This window comes from Vibrio sp. D420a, assembly GCF_030248625.1.
Taxonomy (GTDB): domain Bacteria; phylum Pseudomonadota; class Gammaproteobacteria; order Enterobacterales; family Vibrionaceae; genus Vibrio; species Vibrio fortis_A.
The window spans coordinates 195915-211931 of the sequence record NZ_JAHGAN010000001.1 but is presented as its reverse complement, the minus strand read 5'-3'; the positions used below and the strand labels follow the sequence as shown (position 1 = coordinate 211931).

The window sequence follows — 16017 nt, the reverse complement described above, 5'->3', positions numbered from 1 at the left end:
TCGTATCTTCAAGATTCTACTGATATCGAGAAACGCTCAGATCATCACTTTCGACTTCTGGTACTTTTCCACTCACCACACTCGCAAGAATCTTTCCTGAACCACATGCCATCGTCCAACCTAATGTTCCGTGACCAGTATTCGTATAGAGGTTGCCCACAGGCGTCTTACCTATGATTGGCGTACCGTCTGGGGTCATCGGACGTAACCCTGTCCAGTATTCCGCTTTCGCGTGATCACCCGCCTCTGGGAATAGGTCTTTGATCACCATATCGATGGTCGCTTTACGCTTCTCTGGGATGTCAAAGTTAAAACCTGCCAGCTCTGCAGTACCCGCAATGCGGATGCGATCGTCAAAGCGTGTCATTGCTACTTTGTATGTCTCATCCATAACCGTAGACGTCGGAGCCTTATCTGCATTAACAATCGGTAGCGTTAACGAGTAGCCTTTTACTGGATAAACCGGGACATCTATATCAATCTGCTTCAAAAGCTCTGTCGAGTAGCTTCCCGTTGCCAGAACAAAAGCGTCTGCTTTCAATTCACCAGCGCTGGTGTTGATGCTCGTTAGCGATGAACCCTCTCTATTCAATGCGTGCACTTCAGTATCAAACATAAATTCAACACCTAGGGCTTTGGCTTTCTCAGTCAATTCAATACAGAACTTATGGCAATCACCCGTTTCGTCTCCTGGTAAATACAAGCCGCCAACAAGCTTGTCTTGAACGGATTTAAGCCCTGGCTCAACTTTAATACACTCTTCAACATTCAACAAAGAGTGCTCAATACCACTCTCTTTGAGCAGCTTCATATCTTGTTGAATCGCTTCTAGCTGCTTTGCATCACGGAACACTTGGAGCGTTCCTTGCTGGCGACCTTCATAATCAAGGTGCTCGGTTTCACGGAGCTCTGTTAAACAGTCTCGGCTGTAATTCGCAATGCGTAACATGCGAGATTTATTGATAGCGTACTTTGCAGGGCTGCAGTTAGACAACATCTGAGTTGCCCACTGAATCAAAGCGGGCGATAGAGAAGGTTTCACTTTCAGCGGTGCGTGCTCTTGCGTCAGCCATTTAAGAGCCTTAACAGGAATACCGGGCGCAGCCCAAGGTGATGAATAGCCATAAGAGATTTGACCTGCATTGGCAAAACTGGTCTCTTTACCACTGCTATCTTGACGATCGATGACCGTTACCTTGTGCCCTTCTTTGGCCAAATACCAAGCACTGGTTAATCCAATCACACCACTACCAATCACAATCACTTCCATTGCTCTGCCCCTGTATTTAGCAACATTTTCGTAACTTGGGGACACTTTATGAAGCGAGCGTTGACTTAACAATATTGACAGCGTTGACTAAAAGTCATTTATATAGAATAAACACCTAATTCACTGATTATGTGTATTTTTTCCACGAAAAATTGCGGTTGCAGATTACAAAAACACCGCTGAAACTTAGTTCCCAGCGGTATCAGCAAACTTAGCAAGGCAATAATAAAGGCCGCAAAGTACGTAAATTATGATGCTTTTGCGGCATCCAGAACAAGACTCGGACGAATCAGCTCATAAAGACAATCGAGCTCCTCACCTGAGCGAAACTTTCGCGGGATCATGCCTGCTGCCATATGCGGGTGCCCTCCCCCAAAACCAATGCCTTTTTCATTCAACGCTTTCTGAATTATTTGAGCGACATTGTTTTCTGAGCACTCTGAGCGCAGTGAGATAAATGTCTTTTCACTGGTTCTTGCGGTAAGCACAATGATATCGAGTTCATCGACACTAAGAAGAAAATCTCCCAAAACCCCCAACATGTTTTTTGGACAACCTTCAGGCAGAACCGCAAACGCGGCGTTTTTCTCGCGACGCATGCTGGCAAGCATAGAATTAAACAACTGTAGCTCTTCAAACTGAACTTGGTTTCTACAAATCTTATTAACGATCGCGTTATCCGCTTTGGCTTGCAAATACGCAAGCGCCTTAAGATCAGCAGCGCCTACACTTCGAGTAAAATTGGCAGTATCAAAACTTAAACCTACCAATAATGCAGTAGCGACTCGTTTAGGCATATTTATAGAGAAATACTGGTAATACTCGACCATCATAGTGGCGGTCGCACCATAGTTTGAACGAATATCGCTATACCAAACCGACTCTGGCGCTTCCACTTGGTGATGATCGATAACGCCAACCTCTTCACCGGTGAAATCAGTGATGTTTTTCTCACCAATACAACCATCAACAACGATAATCTTGTCATCTGGCTCTAGGTGTAGATCTTCTGGCTTATGCACGGGAATCTCTAACCAGTCAATGAGATTTCGCAGTGATACTCGATCAATGTGCCCTTTGAAGGTAATGAATGGGTTCAAACCTTGTGCTTTCAGCAGATATGCCAAGGCATAAGCCGAAGAGATCGCATCATGGTCTGGGAAATCATGAGCTTGAACAATCACCCTTTTGTTCGCTTTAAGCTTGTCTAGGAAAGCTTCAAATTCAATATTTGCCATTATTAAACTGCTCATAAAAAACTAGCCCCCGAAGAGGCTAGAGAGAAGGTAAGAAGTTCTAAATCTTATGAATTAATCGGTATTCGGTATTAGACAGAATCGCTTCTTCTAGTGCACCTACACCCAACGTGCTGTATCCATAAAAATTCGGTTTCGCGTTGTTACGCAAAGACTGGACGCTTTTTACAACGTTCTCATCCATTGTTAAGGCGTCTACCACTTCCGAAAGCAGCTTCCTGTTCTCTTGTGACATCGGCGAAATAAACTCACTCGCACCACTGATCGATGAGTACAAGTAGCCAAATTCGCCACCATTATTCTCTTCAATGTAGTAGTTACCTGTTCTTGCAAACGATGCACGGATCTCATTGACACTTTCAATAGAACTAAACGTCTGTGCAAAAAAATCAGTACCACCTGCATGCTCTAATGTTTCTGGAGCAAAGCCTTCATTTGGGAAGACCAGATAAGCGACGATCGCATTATCTCGAGTAATCGCAGAAAGGATGAAGTTGTCGTCCTGGTAGTACTTAATCACATCATCCGTTGTCGCACGCTTAATATAAACAGGCGCGCCAAATGTTTGGTCTAAGATTTCGGCAGATGAACGAATATAGATTTTGTCCAACTTTCTATGCGATGGAATATCTGTCATTTGAGAAAGACCAAAATCGAACATCTTTTCTAGTGCATCAAAGCTGTCATTAAAGCCGCCCAAAGCAATGGAAATAACCGACACTAAGCCGATAGTGCGTGCTATACCGCCCTTTTTCTGCTCTTCCAACAGAGACTCTTGAGTGTCTTGAAGTTCTTGTAACTCTTCCTGTATATCTTTTTGAATATCCTTGTTTTGCTCTTCAGACATTTTTAACCTTTGATCTCGTCGATTTTATCCATTAGTACATCTGTACCGTCTTCAGCTTTCTCTTGAACTCGCTCAAACGCATCCGTGTCCATGATGCTTTCAATTTCATCGCTGTAATTAAGACCAAGATAGATACCGACACCGATAAATACTAAAGCGAAAATTTTAAACATTGCTACTCTCAATTCATTAACTGGTAAACCAAGTACATGCTAATGACATGTGCTTGGTTGTTTTGCTTACCTGATTTATTACTTATACAAAGCGATACGACTGTTTACTTTCTTCAAGTAATTTTTGGTTTCGTCATACGGCAGATTAACCACTAGCTGGTCATAGACTTGTTGAGGCGTCAGCTGATTGATAATCTTCGACGCTTTGCCAATACTGGTGGAACGATCTTTATTGAACGCTCTAGCCACATTACCCGCACCAGTGTTATATGCGGCAATGACACAGTACAAACGACTTTCGTCATTCTTTATCTTACGAAGATACTTACTGTTTAGGATGTCTAAATAAGCCGTACCTGTTTCTACGTTGATAACTGGTTGATACAGATCCGCCACTTTCATTGGCGCATCGATATTACGGACTTGCTTATTAACATCATGACCTGCACTGGTCGGTACCACTTGCATCAAACCAAACGCAGGCACGTGTGATTTAGCATCTGGACGGAACGCCGACTCCGAGTGCATGATTGCCATAATCAGTGCAGCATCAACTTCCCAGTTTTTACTCTCTTTCTCAGCCAGCGCACTGTACTTGCTAGCACGTGCTTTTAAGCTGTTCTCAGGGAGCTTAACTTTATAACTGATCACCTTTTTCGGCTTAACCGGTGCCGCCACAACATCAACGACTGGCTTAGGCTTTACCACTACTGGCGCTGGCGCTTTTTCGACGACCTTTTCCACAACTTTTGGCGGCTGCTTTTCTGTTGGTGTCGGCTCTAGCTTGGCAACCTCTTTTGGTAGTTCAACTTTTTCTACTGGCTTTACGACCTCAACTTCTGGTTCTGGTCGTTTAACCTCAATACCGTGTTTGGCACGCATTTCGTCATACAGTTTGGTTTGCGCCGCAATCCGCTCCTGAGCCTTTGCCAGTAGCGCCATTTTCTTATTATGAGCACGCTGGTAAATGAAAGAATCTGGAATACCAGTATCAGATAAAATCAGTCTCTCGGCTTGCACATCCAACTCATTCATCTGGCTTTGCGTCTGTTGGATAACGAAGTTTTTCTCTTCTTGCTCTTTCTCCAAAGAGTAAAGCACCGCGTGATCTTCTGCTTTGAGCTCCGCTAGCTCAACGTTTTGACCAGCAACCTCAACCGGAATGTTTTTAACAAGCGCTTTGATCTCTTCGGGGCTGCTATCTTCATCCACCAATACAGATACGGTTGCAGTATTAGTTTCGTAATCGACTGAAGTTTTCACTTGATCGTCTTGAGAGTAATCCACCTGTTTGGTTTGAGATGAAACCTCACCCTCACCCCAAGTCTTGATTAGATCGGTTCTGCGCTCATCGAGGTTATTGGTGTATTCATCACGCCAAGCTTCGTACTCATCCAAATAAGCATTAACGTAAGCATGAAACTCTTTGATCTTGTCTTCTTGAGACTGGCTTGCTTTGGCAACAGCATTGTTTAGCTGCTGCTTTTGATCTTCTGACACAGCAAATGCCTGAGAACTGATAGCTGTCGAAATAACGACAGCTAACACAGTCTTATTGATCATTTTGTACATAGTTCACTCCCAGAGTGTATAGAGACAAAAGGCCACTCAAATGGCGGCCTTTTTCACTAATACTAATCGCGGTTCCGTTCGCGGTTATTTTTTCAATGCATCGAACGCTGCAGCAAGGTCCGCTGCCGCTTTCTCATTGTTGAATTGATCCCATAAAGCAGAATCTTCACCACCAACTTCATCGATTACTTTGTTCATATTCGCATCGTATGCAGCTTGGTCCATACCGACTAAGACATACAGACCACCCGTTGGGCTAGCTTGGCTCACGATAACGCGGCTGTTAGTTAGCGTTTTATTCACGACTGTCTTAGTGATGTTCTCGAATGTCTCTTGAACATCTTCAGTCACTAGCGTTACACCTTCTGCTGCTGATGTAGAAGTCACACCTTCGGTAGCCGCTTGGAATAGGTTGCTCACGTCAGTTTCAAACTCAGCAGCAAGGTTTACACGAGCATCATTAACCGCGATTTTGCGCATAACGCTCATACCAGCCGCACTCTTCTTAGAGTAGCCTTTTGCCGCTGCAGCGATATCGCTTGGAATCACGTCACAAATCCAACCCGGTGCAGATACAGTAGGTGCATCAGGGAAAGTACATGGTGCGAAGTTTTGCGCTTCCTTAACTGTCGCGTTGTTACTCTGACAGCCAGCTAGAACTGCTACTAGTGAAGTTGCAATAAGTAGTTTTTTCATAGATTAAAAAGTTTCCGTAACTGCTTTTTCAGCATTTTTTGCATGACATTCAAGATCTGTTAAAGCACATTGAATACTAGACGCATCCACCTTGCTCATAGTGCCTTTCTTAATTTTAAGTGACAGCTCTTCGTCAATCACAACCCAAGAATACTTCTCGGTCACCGCATTGACTTCATTGTTAACTACGTAGCCTTCACCAATTGGGAAAATCTCTGTTTCACCTTCTAGATTTTTCATGGCGTTAGAAAATAGGATGTCGGCTTTAGGCTTGATTTTCTGTTTTTTACCCATAGCAATACGTACTTGCGTGCCCGCCTCACACTGACGCATCTCAAGAACTGGAGCTCTTGCCGCTAACATTTTGTTGAGTTCGGTAGAGTGATTTACAGCCTCTGCAGCAGCTTTAGCAGCCATTGAGCCGTACCCTGAATCAGTAATTGGGCATCGAGAGTTACTTGTTTCCGTAGATGCATAATGATCGCCCTTTAGGTTAATACGTTTCATCACATCCATGCTTGGTAGTGCGACTACTTTTGCAACCGCCTCCACGTCGAAGTCGTAGCTACATGACGGCGGCACAACAATAGTTTCACCATCATCATTTACGTATGTACGACGTTCACTAAATGACGTACCTAAATCAGCATGAGTGATTTCTGTAATAATTGCGTAATCAGCAATTGGCACACCTTTCGTGTTTAAGCGACCACTCTGTTCAGCAAGCTTAATTTCACCTTTTACTTTGTTGGCTATTTTACGATCAACAAGGTTTGCTCCTGTCTCGTCGACCTGAGTCTCTAGTGCATTACGCATAGCAGACTGCATCTTTTTAGATGCTGAGTTTTTAAAGTCAAGTTCAACGGGAAGAACAACCACCTTGCTGTTTTCTGAAGAAGGCATTTGCACTTCTGCCGTTTCAATATCTACACGAGTATCGGGAGTGCACACCGTATCAATAGACGCACACCCAGACAAAGTTGCAAGTACAGCACTAGCCATTAACGTTTTCTTTAACATATATTCTCTCCCGAATATGTTCATTTTATTTTTCTAGGACTAGAGGTTCGCTATTTAATTAAGCCCAGCGCAGTCCAAATCCCTTTCTCTTTTATTTGCTCATCAAAGTGGCGAGCGGCCCCTTCGTCGGCATATTTGTAGCTAGTTACAGAGTTTCCTGTAGAGATAATTTCACTACGAGACACTGTTTTAGATTTTTTATTTACAATTTTGATATTAGAGACCAAGGTTGAAATATACGCATCTCCAACTTTGTTTCTTCGACGCTCAGAATCTACTTTCAACACATGGGTTTGGTTTTTGTTCTTTGAAGTTGAGGTCGCAATATTGAACTCAGATAACTGGTTCCCCAGCAGTTCAATTGCTTTTCTCGACTCTCTATCTGAAGAGAGACGGATATTAATTTGGCTGCTTAGTTTTTGGTGCGCAATAGTCAGCTGTTCAATTGCGCTGATGTCAGATTTATAACTAGGCTTCAGAGATGAAAGCATTGCGATACGTACAGAAGCATCGTGTTCAGTTTGATAAACACTACGATTATCTAACCACCAAAGTAATTTGTCTTCGTGAGAAAGCGCATCAAGTTCGATTTGAGATTTACGGTTTAAATCTTTTATTTCGCGAATCAACTGTTGAGTCACAAGTGATTTTTTCACTCTTACTTCGACAAACGCACCAAGATCATTCTCTTCCATTTGCACATATTCGATACCATTCAAAGTCAAGGATTCAGTCTTAGTATTAACTTTGTTGTCAACTAGACTATTTGAAAAACCCTTACCATTAGTTTCTCGAACTGTGTCTCTCATGTAGAAAGACGACTCGACTTGAGTCCATAACTTTTCGTTGATGTTGTTTACAGCGATTTTTTTAGCATGAGATAGAGTTCGCGCTTGAGAAACTGCATAAATGTACTCGTCACTGTCTGCTTGGGGCTTCAGATACCATTCAGGTTTTGTAGATTGACAGCCAGAAAGAACAAGCAACGCGAATAGCGCTATGAAAAAGCGAACTATTTTTTTATTTGAAGACATTTGGAACCAATATCGAAAAAGTTTGTCGCAATCTTATATCCTCAAAATTAAACATTCAAACAACCAAATTTATAGTTCGATTCATTTTCGAGCGAAATATGTTTATTTTCTATTGATTTCACGCATCAAATTTATACAAAACCTCCGCTAGTTAACAAAAAAGACAATACAAAGTCTTGATTTTGAGACAGTTGATGTAAATTATAAATTACACAATAACCCTTAAATTTTCATTGATAAAAACGTGAACAAAGTCTTAAAAAAACCGAATTTTAGTTCAAAAAAAACACATAATTTTGACTAAAAAAGTGATATTTATTCAATAAAAGTGAGATGCTGATCTCAATGACAAATTTGATAATAACAGCAGACTTTGGTTTCTACCCTAATTAAAGAGACCAGACAGGCACTCGAAAAAATGAAATTCCGTTAATCACAATAATGTTAATAAATCACTATCGCGGGATTTACAGGAATGAGATGACTACTTTTCACACCAATATTGATAAAAATGAAGATAAAAACCTAATTAAATGGATAATAGAAATACAGGCTAGCAGTCGATGAGTAATGAAAGGATGTAGATATTGTGGGACGATAAATTATTTTCAGTTTCTATTTAAATCGAACTAAGAAGCGAAATAAAACACTAATAAAAAATGAATCCTTATTAAAAACAACCTCCATAGACAGAAAGTATAGATACCACCTTAAGGGTAGTTTCACTTTTGCCTATGAAGAGTTTGCGCATGTCTGTCTGATTATTTTAACGCGAGTAACTTGTCCGTAAACTCAGCAAAGCCATATCCACCCGGTTGAGTCATCACAACGACTGGGTGGTGTTCAAGGCGTTGCCAATAGTGCTGAATGTTCGCTACCCCAACACTATTTGGTAATGCTTCAAACATGTATTGATCGTTCATAGAGTCACCAACATAGCAACTATGTTTTAGTATTTCTTCGGGTGATAAGCCCTTCCCCTCTAGAAAAGCCGTCGCAGTCGCTTTCTTAGAATGCTCTCCGTACCATGCATTGATATGAATCGAACTGGCAGTTGCATGAGCGCCCAATGTACGTATTTTTGCAACTACCTCTTCAATAATGTTCTCATCGACACGTGGGCGATTCTGACCGATATCAATAGCGACTTCACACAGTCTGTACGATTGATCCAACGTCAACTCAAGATCTGGGTATTCGTTCAAAATTGCTAACACTTGCTGTTTGAGCAGTTGTTGTTTCTCACTGATCACGCTTAACGGCACACTTGAGCGAAGGGTAAGGAAACCATTTTTCTTTTCCATAATAAAAGCGCCATTCTCACCAAGCACCGCATCAACAGGCCAAAGTTGAGCAATATGATCGCACCACCCTGCGCAGGCACCCGTTACCGCAACCACTTTTTTGCCCGCATCTCGAAGCTTTTTCAATGCGATCAGTGTTTCAGGTGGCAGTTCACCTTTCCAAGTCAGAGTGTCATCGACATCTGTTAAAACCCAATCTACGCTTTTCCAATTCTGATTTAATTCATTCGAAACCGAATTCATTTTTACACCTCTAAATAATGATTAACGACACAGTGTTAAAGTAAATTCGGCAAGAACATCACCACGCTCTCTGAGAACGTCAGTAACATTAATACCGCTAACAGTGCTAGCAACAGGGGAGCCACTTCTTTAACGAAGTCGACCATACGAACTTTCAATATTGAGCAGACCGTAAACATCATAGAGCCAAATGGCGGAGTGACACCACCAATCATAATATTCACAATCACGATAATGCCGAAGTGAACCGGATTGACACCCAAATTCAGTACAGCAGGAAGCAGCAGTGGCGTCAGGATGATCATTGCTGCACCACCCTCAATGAACATGCCAACCACCAGCAGCAAAACGTTGATCAGTAACAGCAGAATCAGCTTATTGTCCGTTAGCTCAATCAAAGCCGATGCAACGTTGTGAGGGATCTGCTCAAGTGTCATGTAATAACCAAAGACCATCGCGCCGATGATAATGAACATCACACTACTGGTCCCCTGCACCGTCTCTCGCATAATTTGAGGGATGTGTTTGAAACTCAGTTCTCGGTAGATAAACGCACCAATAATGACACAAAGTAGAACTGCAATAGCGCCAGCTTCTGTTGGGGTAAAGAGCCCAAAGCGCATTCCCAAAATAATGCCGAACGGGATCAAAAGAGCGGGCACAGCCTTAAAGAAGTAATGGAGACGTTCTTTAGTAGTCGCTGGCTTCGATCGTGAGGGTTTGTAGTTTCGCTTACGAGAGATAAACCAAATGGTGACCATTAAGGACAGAGCCATCAAAAACGCTGGTACATAACCCGCGATGAACATTTGGTGCACGGAAACGTTCGCCAATAGAGCAAAAATAATCAAGTTAATACCAGGAGGAATCACTGGACTAATACTTGAAGATGCTGCAGTCACAGCTGCAGTAAACGGTAAGTCGTAGCCGCGTTTGGTCATCTCAGGAGCTAAGATTTTTGACTGCATTGCGGCATCTGCATTGGCTGACCCTGAAATACCACCCATCAAGGTACTCAACGCCACGTTAACCTGAGCTAATCCGCCCGTCTTATGGCCAATCATTGAATCGGCAAACGCGAGCAAGCTTTTACTGATCCCCGCATAGTTCATCACCGATCCCACCATAATGAAAAACGGGATTGCCAGTAACGGAAACGACTCTGCCGAACTGATGAACCTCTGCATAACCAAGGTCACGGGAATCGAATTATTGATAAATAGGAAATAGACCATTGCGGACGATATCAGAGAGAACGCAATCGGAATGTTCAGCAGGAAAAGAGCAAAAAGAATAAAAATTGGAAGATAGCTTTCCATCGAGAGTACCTACTGCTTAGAACTTTTTAAAGAAGCTACATCGTCCACGATAAATTTAACGGTGTGGATAGCCATCAAAGAAAAACTGAGTACCAGCACGCCATTTATAGCAAAGTAAGACATCCCCATTACTGGCGTGACTTTGCTAGAAAGCATCAAATACTGATAACTAAGAACTGACATCAAAATGTTGATGCCCAATAGGAATACCGAGACCCCTAGTTTAAAAATGCGTTTGGGACGCGTTGGTAACATGGCCACAATCACATCCACTCCCATATGAAGTTTGTGCTTGTAGCATGAGCTGATGCCCAGATAGATAGCCCAGATAAAACAGATCACTGAGAGCTCTTCGCTCCAAGGGACAACAAAGCCAAATCCATAGCGTAAAACCACATTAACGATCACAACGAGCACTGTGATTGAAATAGCAATCGACGCTAAAATTTCTTCAAGGTTTCTTAATAAAAACAAGAGTTCCTCCTAGATTTACTCGCTATGAATGCTGCGAGTAAATAGGAATCAAGCGACCCAAAACTATTGGGTCGCTATTGTTAACAAATGGGATTCTACTCGTTATTGAGCCGCACGAATCGTCTCAAGCTCTTTCATGATGGTCGCGTGAACACCTTCGCTCCAAGTAGGGAACTGGTTGTAAACGTCTGCCGTCAGCTGGTTAAACTCTTCAGAGTTCACTTCATTGAAGGTCACACCCAGTTCTTCTAGCTTCTGCTTGTATTCTTCATCAAGCTTAACCAGTTCTTGAGTATTAGATTCAACACCCGCTTCTAGCTCTTCGTTGATAATTGCTTGCTGTTCTGGCGTGAACTTATCCCACAACGTTGGAGAAATGTAGATACCAACAGAGCCAAGGAAGTGTTTAGTTAGCGACATGTTCTTAGCAACTTCGTAGATCTTCGTTGAGTACATAGTCAAGATAGAGCCTTCTAGACCATCAACAACACCTTGCTGAACACCAGCGTATGTTTCTGGGAAAGGAAGAGAAGCCGGCGCTGCGCCCATAGCAGAGAGTGTACTAATAAACAGTTGGCTTTGTGGTACACGAATACGCATCCCCGCCATGTCTGAAGAGTTAACAATCTCTTTATTGGTGATCATATGACGGAAACCAAACATATAGTCCGCGTTTAATACCTTAATGCCCTTCTCTTCAGCTTGCTGCTTGAGGCCTGCGACATAGTCTGTGTCCATCATTGCCAAGTATTCATCGTAAGAGTTGTACAACATAGGACCCGCAAGTGCTGCAAAATCAGGAACATAATCACCAAGGTAAGTCAGATCTTCTACAGCAATCCAGTTAGCACCGTTTACTACTTGCTCTAAGTTGTCTTTATAAACAGGCAGTTGACCACCAGGGAAGACTTTAATGTTAACTGAGCCATCAGTGCGTTCACGAATCTTGTCCGTGACTTTGACTAGTTCTTGCGTTAGAAGCTCATTCTGAGTGAACACCAAGCTCATATTGATATCAATCGGCTCAATCTTTGCTTCTGTTGCTGCTTCATCTGCCTGACCACAACCGACAAGAAGCGCCGCGGCTGTCATTACCGTTCCTATTAGCTTTTTCATTTTGAATCCTTTGTTTTGGATGTGTTACTTCAATTGAGTATAGAAGGCTAAATTTTGGTTGAGTATGCGATTCAATTATTACACTCATATGAACATAAAAATGTTTATTTGAACATTATCAGAAATATGATCTTGCCCATAAAACGCAACTTTGGCCGCCATATTTTCATATTCTTAGTAATGAATCTGTAACAATAGAGAGATAATGTTCACTCAACTTTCAAATGAACCATTAGATATTGATATGATCACAGGCCATCGCGGTGCAGCACTTTTGGCACCAGAAAATACATTGGTAAGTATTGAACGAGCAGCCCAAGCAGGCGCCAAGTGGGTAGAGATTGATACTCAGCTAACTGCGGATAAAATCCCAGTCGTTATTCATGATGAAACCGTTGATCGTTGTACTAACGGCACTGGTAAATTATCCGAACTGACACTCGCAGATATTCAAGCCTTAGATGCTGGCAGCTGGTTTGATAAAGAATTTGAGGGAATTACGATTCCCACCTTGGAAGAGGCGATGCTCAAGTGTATGGAGCTTGGGGTAACTCTAAACCTCGAATTAAAGGTCTATAACCAACACACAACTCAATCACTGACCGATGAAGTGCTTGCGACTGTTGAACGTATCAATTACCCGCTAGATAAGTTGTTGTTTTCAAGCTTCAACCAAGATGTGTTGGCTCAATGCAAAACACACTACCCTCAAGTAAGACGCGGTTTTATCTGCGATAAGTGGTCTCAGAACAGCTTAAACGCACTTCTATGCTTAGACCTTTATAGTATTCATATCGACCACCAGCTACTCGATATTTCTATCGCCAATGAGATAAAAGAATCGGGTATAATCCTCAAGATATGGACACTCAATGAGCCATCGAAAGCGAAAGGATTCTATGAGATGGGTGTCGACAACATCATTACCGACATGCCGAACCAATTTTAGTGAAACACTATGGAATTAAATCAGCGCCAAAAGCAGATACTCGCCACTCTTAAATCCAATCAAGATGTTCAGATCGACCATCTCGCTGAACAGTTTTCTGTTACTACGCAAACTATTCGACGTGATGTCAACCAACTGTGCGAACAAGGATTAGCAAGACGTGTACATGGTGGCGTGAGCCTGCCGACCGCACTAACCAACACCAGTTATCGCTTTCGCACTGGCGTTGAGTCCGAAGTCAAAGACGGCATCGCAATGGCGGTCGCTAATGCGATACCGGAAGGGTCGACTGTAATGATGGGAATTGGCACTACCGTGACTCGAATCGCTCAATATCTGCTTGCAAAACCCGCTCTACGCGTTATCACTAATAACCTGCAAGTTGCGCGAATTTTAGAAGCTAACGAGCAAATCGAGGTCTATTTAGCAGGCGGTTTACTGCGCCGTGAACACCAAGACATGGTAGGCAGCAGCGTGGTTAGCTTCTTCTCTGATTTTGAAGCAGACATTGGTATTTGCGGTTGCGGCTCTATCACAACGAGCCACTATGCGATGGAGCATGAACAAGTTGAGGCCGATCTTTCCAAAGCCATTCTCAACAACAGCCGTGAATGCTGGCTAGTCGCAGACGCGAGTAAATGGGGGCGTTTTGCAGCCTTAAAAGTCGCTCCCCTAGATAGATTTGATCGTATCTATACCAATAATCGCCAACTCCCAGAAGAGCTAAACGTTCAGCTCATCGACGATACTGTATCTGCTTAATTTCCGCCGATTATCGAGCCAGCCCACTTGCATCGCTACGAAGGAAGTGGGTGTTTTCAACTAAGAAATCAAGCAATGTACTCGCTTGAGGGCTCAATGCCCGACCTTTTAGTGACTGCACTTTCACTCGAGCTTTAGACAAGATCTCAAGATCAGTCGGCACTATCTCAATCTCTCCCGATTCCACCTCTTCCAAGACCGTTAGCTTCGGCATAAAAGTAACGCCCAGCCCAGCTGATACAAAGTTTTTCAAGGCGCTCACAGAGTTGGTCTGCAACTTTGGAGAAAGACTCACATGTGAAACCTGCTCTGCATGATGAACAAGCCTACCCATACCAGTTGAGTTATCGATCAGCGCGAGAGGTAAAGCCTGCAGATCTTGCAATGTTGTCGGTTCATCTTTCAACGTTAGAAGATGCCCTTTAGGGACGATGAGCTCTAGCGGATGACTGCGCTCTACATGAGTATGAAGCTTAGGATGGGGCGCGGCTGCATAGGTAATCGCAAAATCGATCTGCTGATCTTCAAGTAACTTAACGGCATCCAGTGCCCCAGCGATTTCGATCGACAGATTGATATCAGGGTAACGAGTCATAAAGGTTTCCATCGGCTTCGATACCAAGTTGGTAATGAAGCCCTCTCCGATTGCGATACTGACACTACCACCCGTTAAGTTTTTCAACTTCGTTAGCTGAGAAAGCACCGCCGCTTCACTGCGTATAATGTTGCGATAGTGATTAAGCAACTCATTACCAGCCTCGGTCAAATACGATTGGCGGTTATTGCGCTCCCATACTTTCATTTCAACCTGAGCTTCAAGTTGCCCTAGCATGCGACTCATCGCTGCCGGGTCTACGTTGAGCATTTTCGCCGCCTTGCGCAGTGAGCCGTACTTAGACAACCCATTTAGATACTCCAAAGCGCGTATATTGAAATGATGCATAATAAATCCTTGTACTACAGCAATTTGCTAAGGTTCTCATATTTGTTGCTATCTGATCTCGATAAATTTTCTTCATATCGTTGTTAGGGGAAAATCTGTGCTTGAGGTCACCTATCTACTGTCAAACTGAAAAAGTTATCCCAGCGTTGTTTAGTCGCTGCATTTTGATTGCTGCAATTGTTATGATATAACATTTCAAGTATCAACTATTATTGATGCTGTGAAATGTTATATAGCGTTAACTAATTTAGACACTGGGGATAACACCATGAACACTGAAACTACTGAACAATGTGCTGCTGATACCGAAACGAGCAATACACCCTCGTTCAGCAAAGGAAAATTACCAACAGTGCTTACAGATATCTATCAAGACAATCTGAATATGGTGGTTTGGGAGCGTGCTTTCAGTGAGGAACTGACACAAGCCATCGAAGAGTTTGTTACTAATAACCCTAATTTCAGTAAATCAGTGAACGTCTCTTCTGAAAGTGCTTATCAAGAATTGCAAAAATCACTCGACGACTTGCCTCCAGCTTTAGTTCAGAACATTGCTGAGCTAGTCGATATGTTCTGTTGCTTATTCGATCTCAAAGATGCTGGTGTACGCCTAGCAACATTAAACAGCGCTATGTGCCCACGCTTTCATGTCGATCGAGTCCCTTGCCGATTAGTCACCACTTTCCATGGTACAGCAACACAATGGCTACCTAACCATGTACTTGATCGATCTAAGCTTGGACATGGCAGCAACGGACAACCTGACCACCTATCCGGCTTATACCAAGATGAAAGTAACGTTCAACAGTTGTCGTGTGGTGACGTCGCGCTATTAAAAGGCGGAGCGTGGATTGGTAATGAAGAAACGGCATTAGTACATCGCTCACCAATGGTTTCTGCACAAGAGAATAGACTGCTGTTGACCGTAGATTTTGCTTGATGGTTGAACGCTGAAGTCCAGTCGCTTTTGGGCTTAACGTGAGTCGAATATGTTGAACAGCGAGGAAGTATAACCAACATAAAATTGGCGACTTCCTCA

Annotated in this window: 16 protein-coding genes; 3 read left to right on the top strand and 13 right to left on the bottom strand. The window is 42.9% G+C overall.

The genetic code is table 11. The features are described from left to right. Positions 1–16 precede the first annotated feature (16 nt). The 12 genes from KI743_RS00930 to dctP all read right to left on the bottom strand — a co-directional run bounded on the left by KI743_RS00930 (position 17) and on the right by dctP (position 12324). Entirely contained in the window at positions 17–1270 is a 1254-nt protein-coding gene (locus tag KI743_RS00930) for a D-amino acid dehydrogenase (protein WP_150895087.1), read from the bottom strand. Positions 1271–1518: 248 nt separating this feature from the next. Further along, positions 1519–2508, bottom strand: coding sequence for a bifunctional oligoribonuclease/PAP phosphatase NrnA (locus KI743_RS00925; protein WP_285464262.1), 990 nt, complete (start codon positions 2506–2508; stop codon positions 1519–1521). Between the two features lie 58 nt (positions 2509–2566). Beyond that, a complete protein-coding gene (locus KI743_RS00920; RefSeq protein ID WP_285464260.1) occupies positions 2567–3373 on the bottom strand; it encodes an ETEC_3214 domain-containing protein in 807 nt (268 codons plus the stop codon). A 2-nt stretch (positions 3374–3375) separates the two neighbouring features. Then, the gene (locus KI743_RS00915; protein ID WP_285464258.1) at positions 3376–3546 is read right to left on the bottom strand and encodes a hypothetical protein; all 171 of its coding nucleotides are present in this window, start codon (positions 3544–3546) and stop codon (positions 3376–3378) included. A gap of 78 nt (positions 3547–3624) precedes the next feature. Further along, positions 3625–5118 (bottom strand): transglycosylase SLT domain-containing protein, encoded by a 1494-nt coding sequence (locus KI743_RS00910; protein ID WP_285464256.1) that lies wholly within the window; start codon positions 5116–5118, stop codon positions 3625–3627. Between the two features lie 84 nt (positions 5119–5202). Next, the gene (locus tag KI743_RS00905; protein ID WP_032549349.1) at positions 5203–5814 is read right to left on the bottom strand and encodes a lipoprotein; all 612 of its coding nucleotides are present in this window, start codon (positions 5812–5814) and stop codon (positions 5203–5205) included. Between the two features lie 3 nt (positions 5815–5817). Then, positions 5818–6834: a hypothetical protein gene (locus tag KI743_RS00900; RefSeq protein ID WP_285464253.1), complete on the bottom strand. Its 1017-nt coding sequence runs from the start codon at positions 6832–6834 to the stop codon at positions 5818–5820. A 50-nt stretch (positions 6835–6884) separates the two neighbouring features. Further along, positions 6885–7868, bottom strand: coding sequence for an LPP20 family lipoprotein (locus tag KI743_RS00895; protein WP_285464250.1), 984 nt, complete (start codon positions 7866–7868; stop codon positions 6885–6887). Between the two features lie 761 nt (positions 7869–8629). Next, positions 8630–9415 carry an HAD-IIB family hydrolase gene (locus tag KI743_RS00890; RefSeq protein WP_285464248.1) on the bottom strand — a complete coding sequence of 262 codons (786 nt, stop codon included), beginning with the start codon at positions 9413–9415 and terminating at the stop codon, positions 8630–8632. 35 nt (positions 9416–9450) lie between these two features. Then, a complete protein-coding gene (locus KI743_RS00885; protein WP_285464246.1) occupies positions 9451–10734 on the bottom strand; it encodes a TRAP transporter large permease in 1284 nt (427 codons plus the stop codon). A gap of 9 nt (positions 10735–10743) precedes the next feature. Then, positions 10744–11208, bottom strand: coding sequence for a TRAP transporter small permease (locus KI743_RS00880; RefSeq protein WP_285464244.1), 465 nt, complete (start codon positions 11206–11208; stop codon positions 10744–10746). A gap of 102 nt (positions 11209–11310) precedes the next feature. Next, positions 11311–12324 (bottom strand): C4-dicarboxylate TRAP transporter substrate-binding protein, encoded by a 1014-nt coding sequence (gene dctP, locus KI743_RS00875; RefSeq protein ID WP_255230967.1) that lies wholly within the window; start codon positions 12322–12324, stop codon positions 11311–11313. 244 nt (positions 12325–12568) lie between these two features. On the opposite strand from dctP, the gene KI743_RS00870 reads away from it, so the two are divergent. Beyond that, a complete protein-coding gene (locus KI743_RS00870) occupies positions 12569–13273 on the top strand; it encodes a glycerophosphodiester phosphodiesterase family protein (protein ID WP_285464274.1) in 705 nt (234 codons plus the stop codon). A gap of 9 nt (positions 13274–13282) precedes the next feature. After that, the gene (locus KI743_RS00865) at positions 13283–14035 is read left to right on the top strand and encodes a DeoR/GlpR family DNA-binding transcription regulator (protein ID WP_285464239.1); all 753 of its coding nucleotides are present in this window, start codon (positions 13283–13285) and stop codon (positions 14033–14035) included. A 10-nt stretch (positions 14036–14045) separates the two neighbouring features. Here the strand turns inward: KI743_RS00865 and KI743_RS00860 are convergent, their stop codons facing one another. Then, positions 14046–14978: a LysR family transcriptional regulator gene (locus KI743_RS00860; protein ID WP_285464237.1), complete on the bottom strand. Its 933-nt coding sequence runs from the start codon at positions 14976–14978 to the stop codon at positions 14046–14048. A gap of 268 nt (positions 14979–15246) precedes the next feature. Between KI743_RS00860 and KI743_RS00855 the strand changes: the two genes are divergently transcribed. Then, entirely contained in the window at positions 15247–15918 is a 672-nt protein-coding gene (locus KI743_RS00855) for a DUF1826 domain-containing protein (RefSeq protein ID WP_285464234.1), read from the top strand. Positions 15919–16017 lie beyond the last annotated feature (99 nt).

What these genes read in the sequence shown, in the direction of transcription:
- KI743_RS00930 (WP_150895087.1), bottom strand. Translation starts at nt 1,270, where the DNA reads ATGGAAGTGATTGTGATTGGTAGTGGTGTGATTGGATTAACCAGTGCT.
- KI743_RS00925 (WP_285464262.1), bottom strand. Translation starts at nt 2,508, where the DNA reads ATGGCAAATATTGAATTTGAAGCTTTCCTAGACAAGCTTAAAGCGAAC.
- KI743_RS00920 (WP_285464260.1), bottom strand. Translation starts at nt 3,373, where the DNA reads ATGTCTGAAGAGCAAAACAAGGATATTCAAAAAGATATACAGGAAGAG.
- KI743_RS00915 (WP_285464258.1), bottom strand. Translation starts at nt 3,546, where the DNA reads ATGTTTAAAATTTTCGCTTTAGTATTTATCGGTGTCGGTATCTATCTT.
- KI743_RS00910 (WP_285464256.1), bottom strand. Translation starts at nt 5,118, where the DNA reads ATGTACAAAATGATCAATAAGACTGTGTTAGCTGTCGTTATTTCGACA.
- KI743_RS00905 (WP_032549349.1), bottom strand. Translation starts at nt 5,814, where the DNA reads ATGAAAAAACTACTTATTGCAACTTCACTAGTAGCAGTTCTAGCTGGC.
- KI743_RS00900 (WP_285464253.1), bottom strand. Translation starts at nt 6,834, where the DNA reads ATGTTAAAGAAAACGTTAATGGCTAGTGCTGTACTTGCAACTTTGTCT.
- KI743_RS00895 (WP_285464250.1), bottom strand. Translation starts at nt 7,868, where the DNA reads ATGTCTTCAAATAAAAAAATAGTTCGCTTTTTCATAGCGCTATTCGCG.
- KI743_RS00890 (WP_285464248.1), bottom strand. Translation starts at nt 9,415, where the DNA reads ATGAATTCGGTTTCGAATGAATTAAATCAGAATTGGAAAAGCGTAGAT.
- KI743_RS00885 (WP_285464246.1), bottom strand. Translation starts at nt 10,734, where the DNA reads ATGGAAAGCTATCTTCCAATTTTTATTCTTTTTGCTCTTTTCCTGCTG.
- dctP (WP_255230967.1), bottom strand. Translation starts at nt 12,324, where the DNA reads ATGAAAAAGCTAATAGGAACGGTAATGACAGCCGCGGCGCTTCTTGTC.
- KI743_RS00870 (WP_285464274.1), top strand. Translation starts at nt 12,569, where the DNA reads ATGATCACAGGCCATCGCGGTGCAGCACTTTTGGCACCAGAAAATACA.
- KI743_RS00865 (WP_285464239.1), top strand. Translation starts at nt 13,283, where the DNA reads ATGGAATTAAATCAGCGCCAAAAGCAGATACTCGCCACTCTTAAATCC.
- KI743_RS00860 (WP_285464237.1), bottom strand. Translation starts at nt 14,978, where the DNA reads ATGCATCATTTCAATATACGCGCTTTGGAGTATCTAAATGGGTTGTCT.
- KI743_RS00855 (WP_285464234.1), top strand. Translation starts at nt 15,247, where the DNA reads ATGAACACTGAAACTACTGAACAATGTGCTGCTGATACCGAAACGAGC.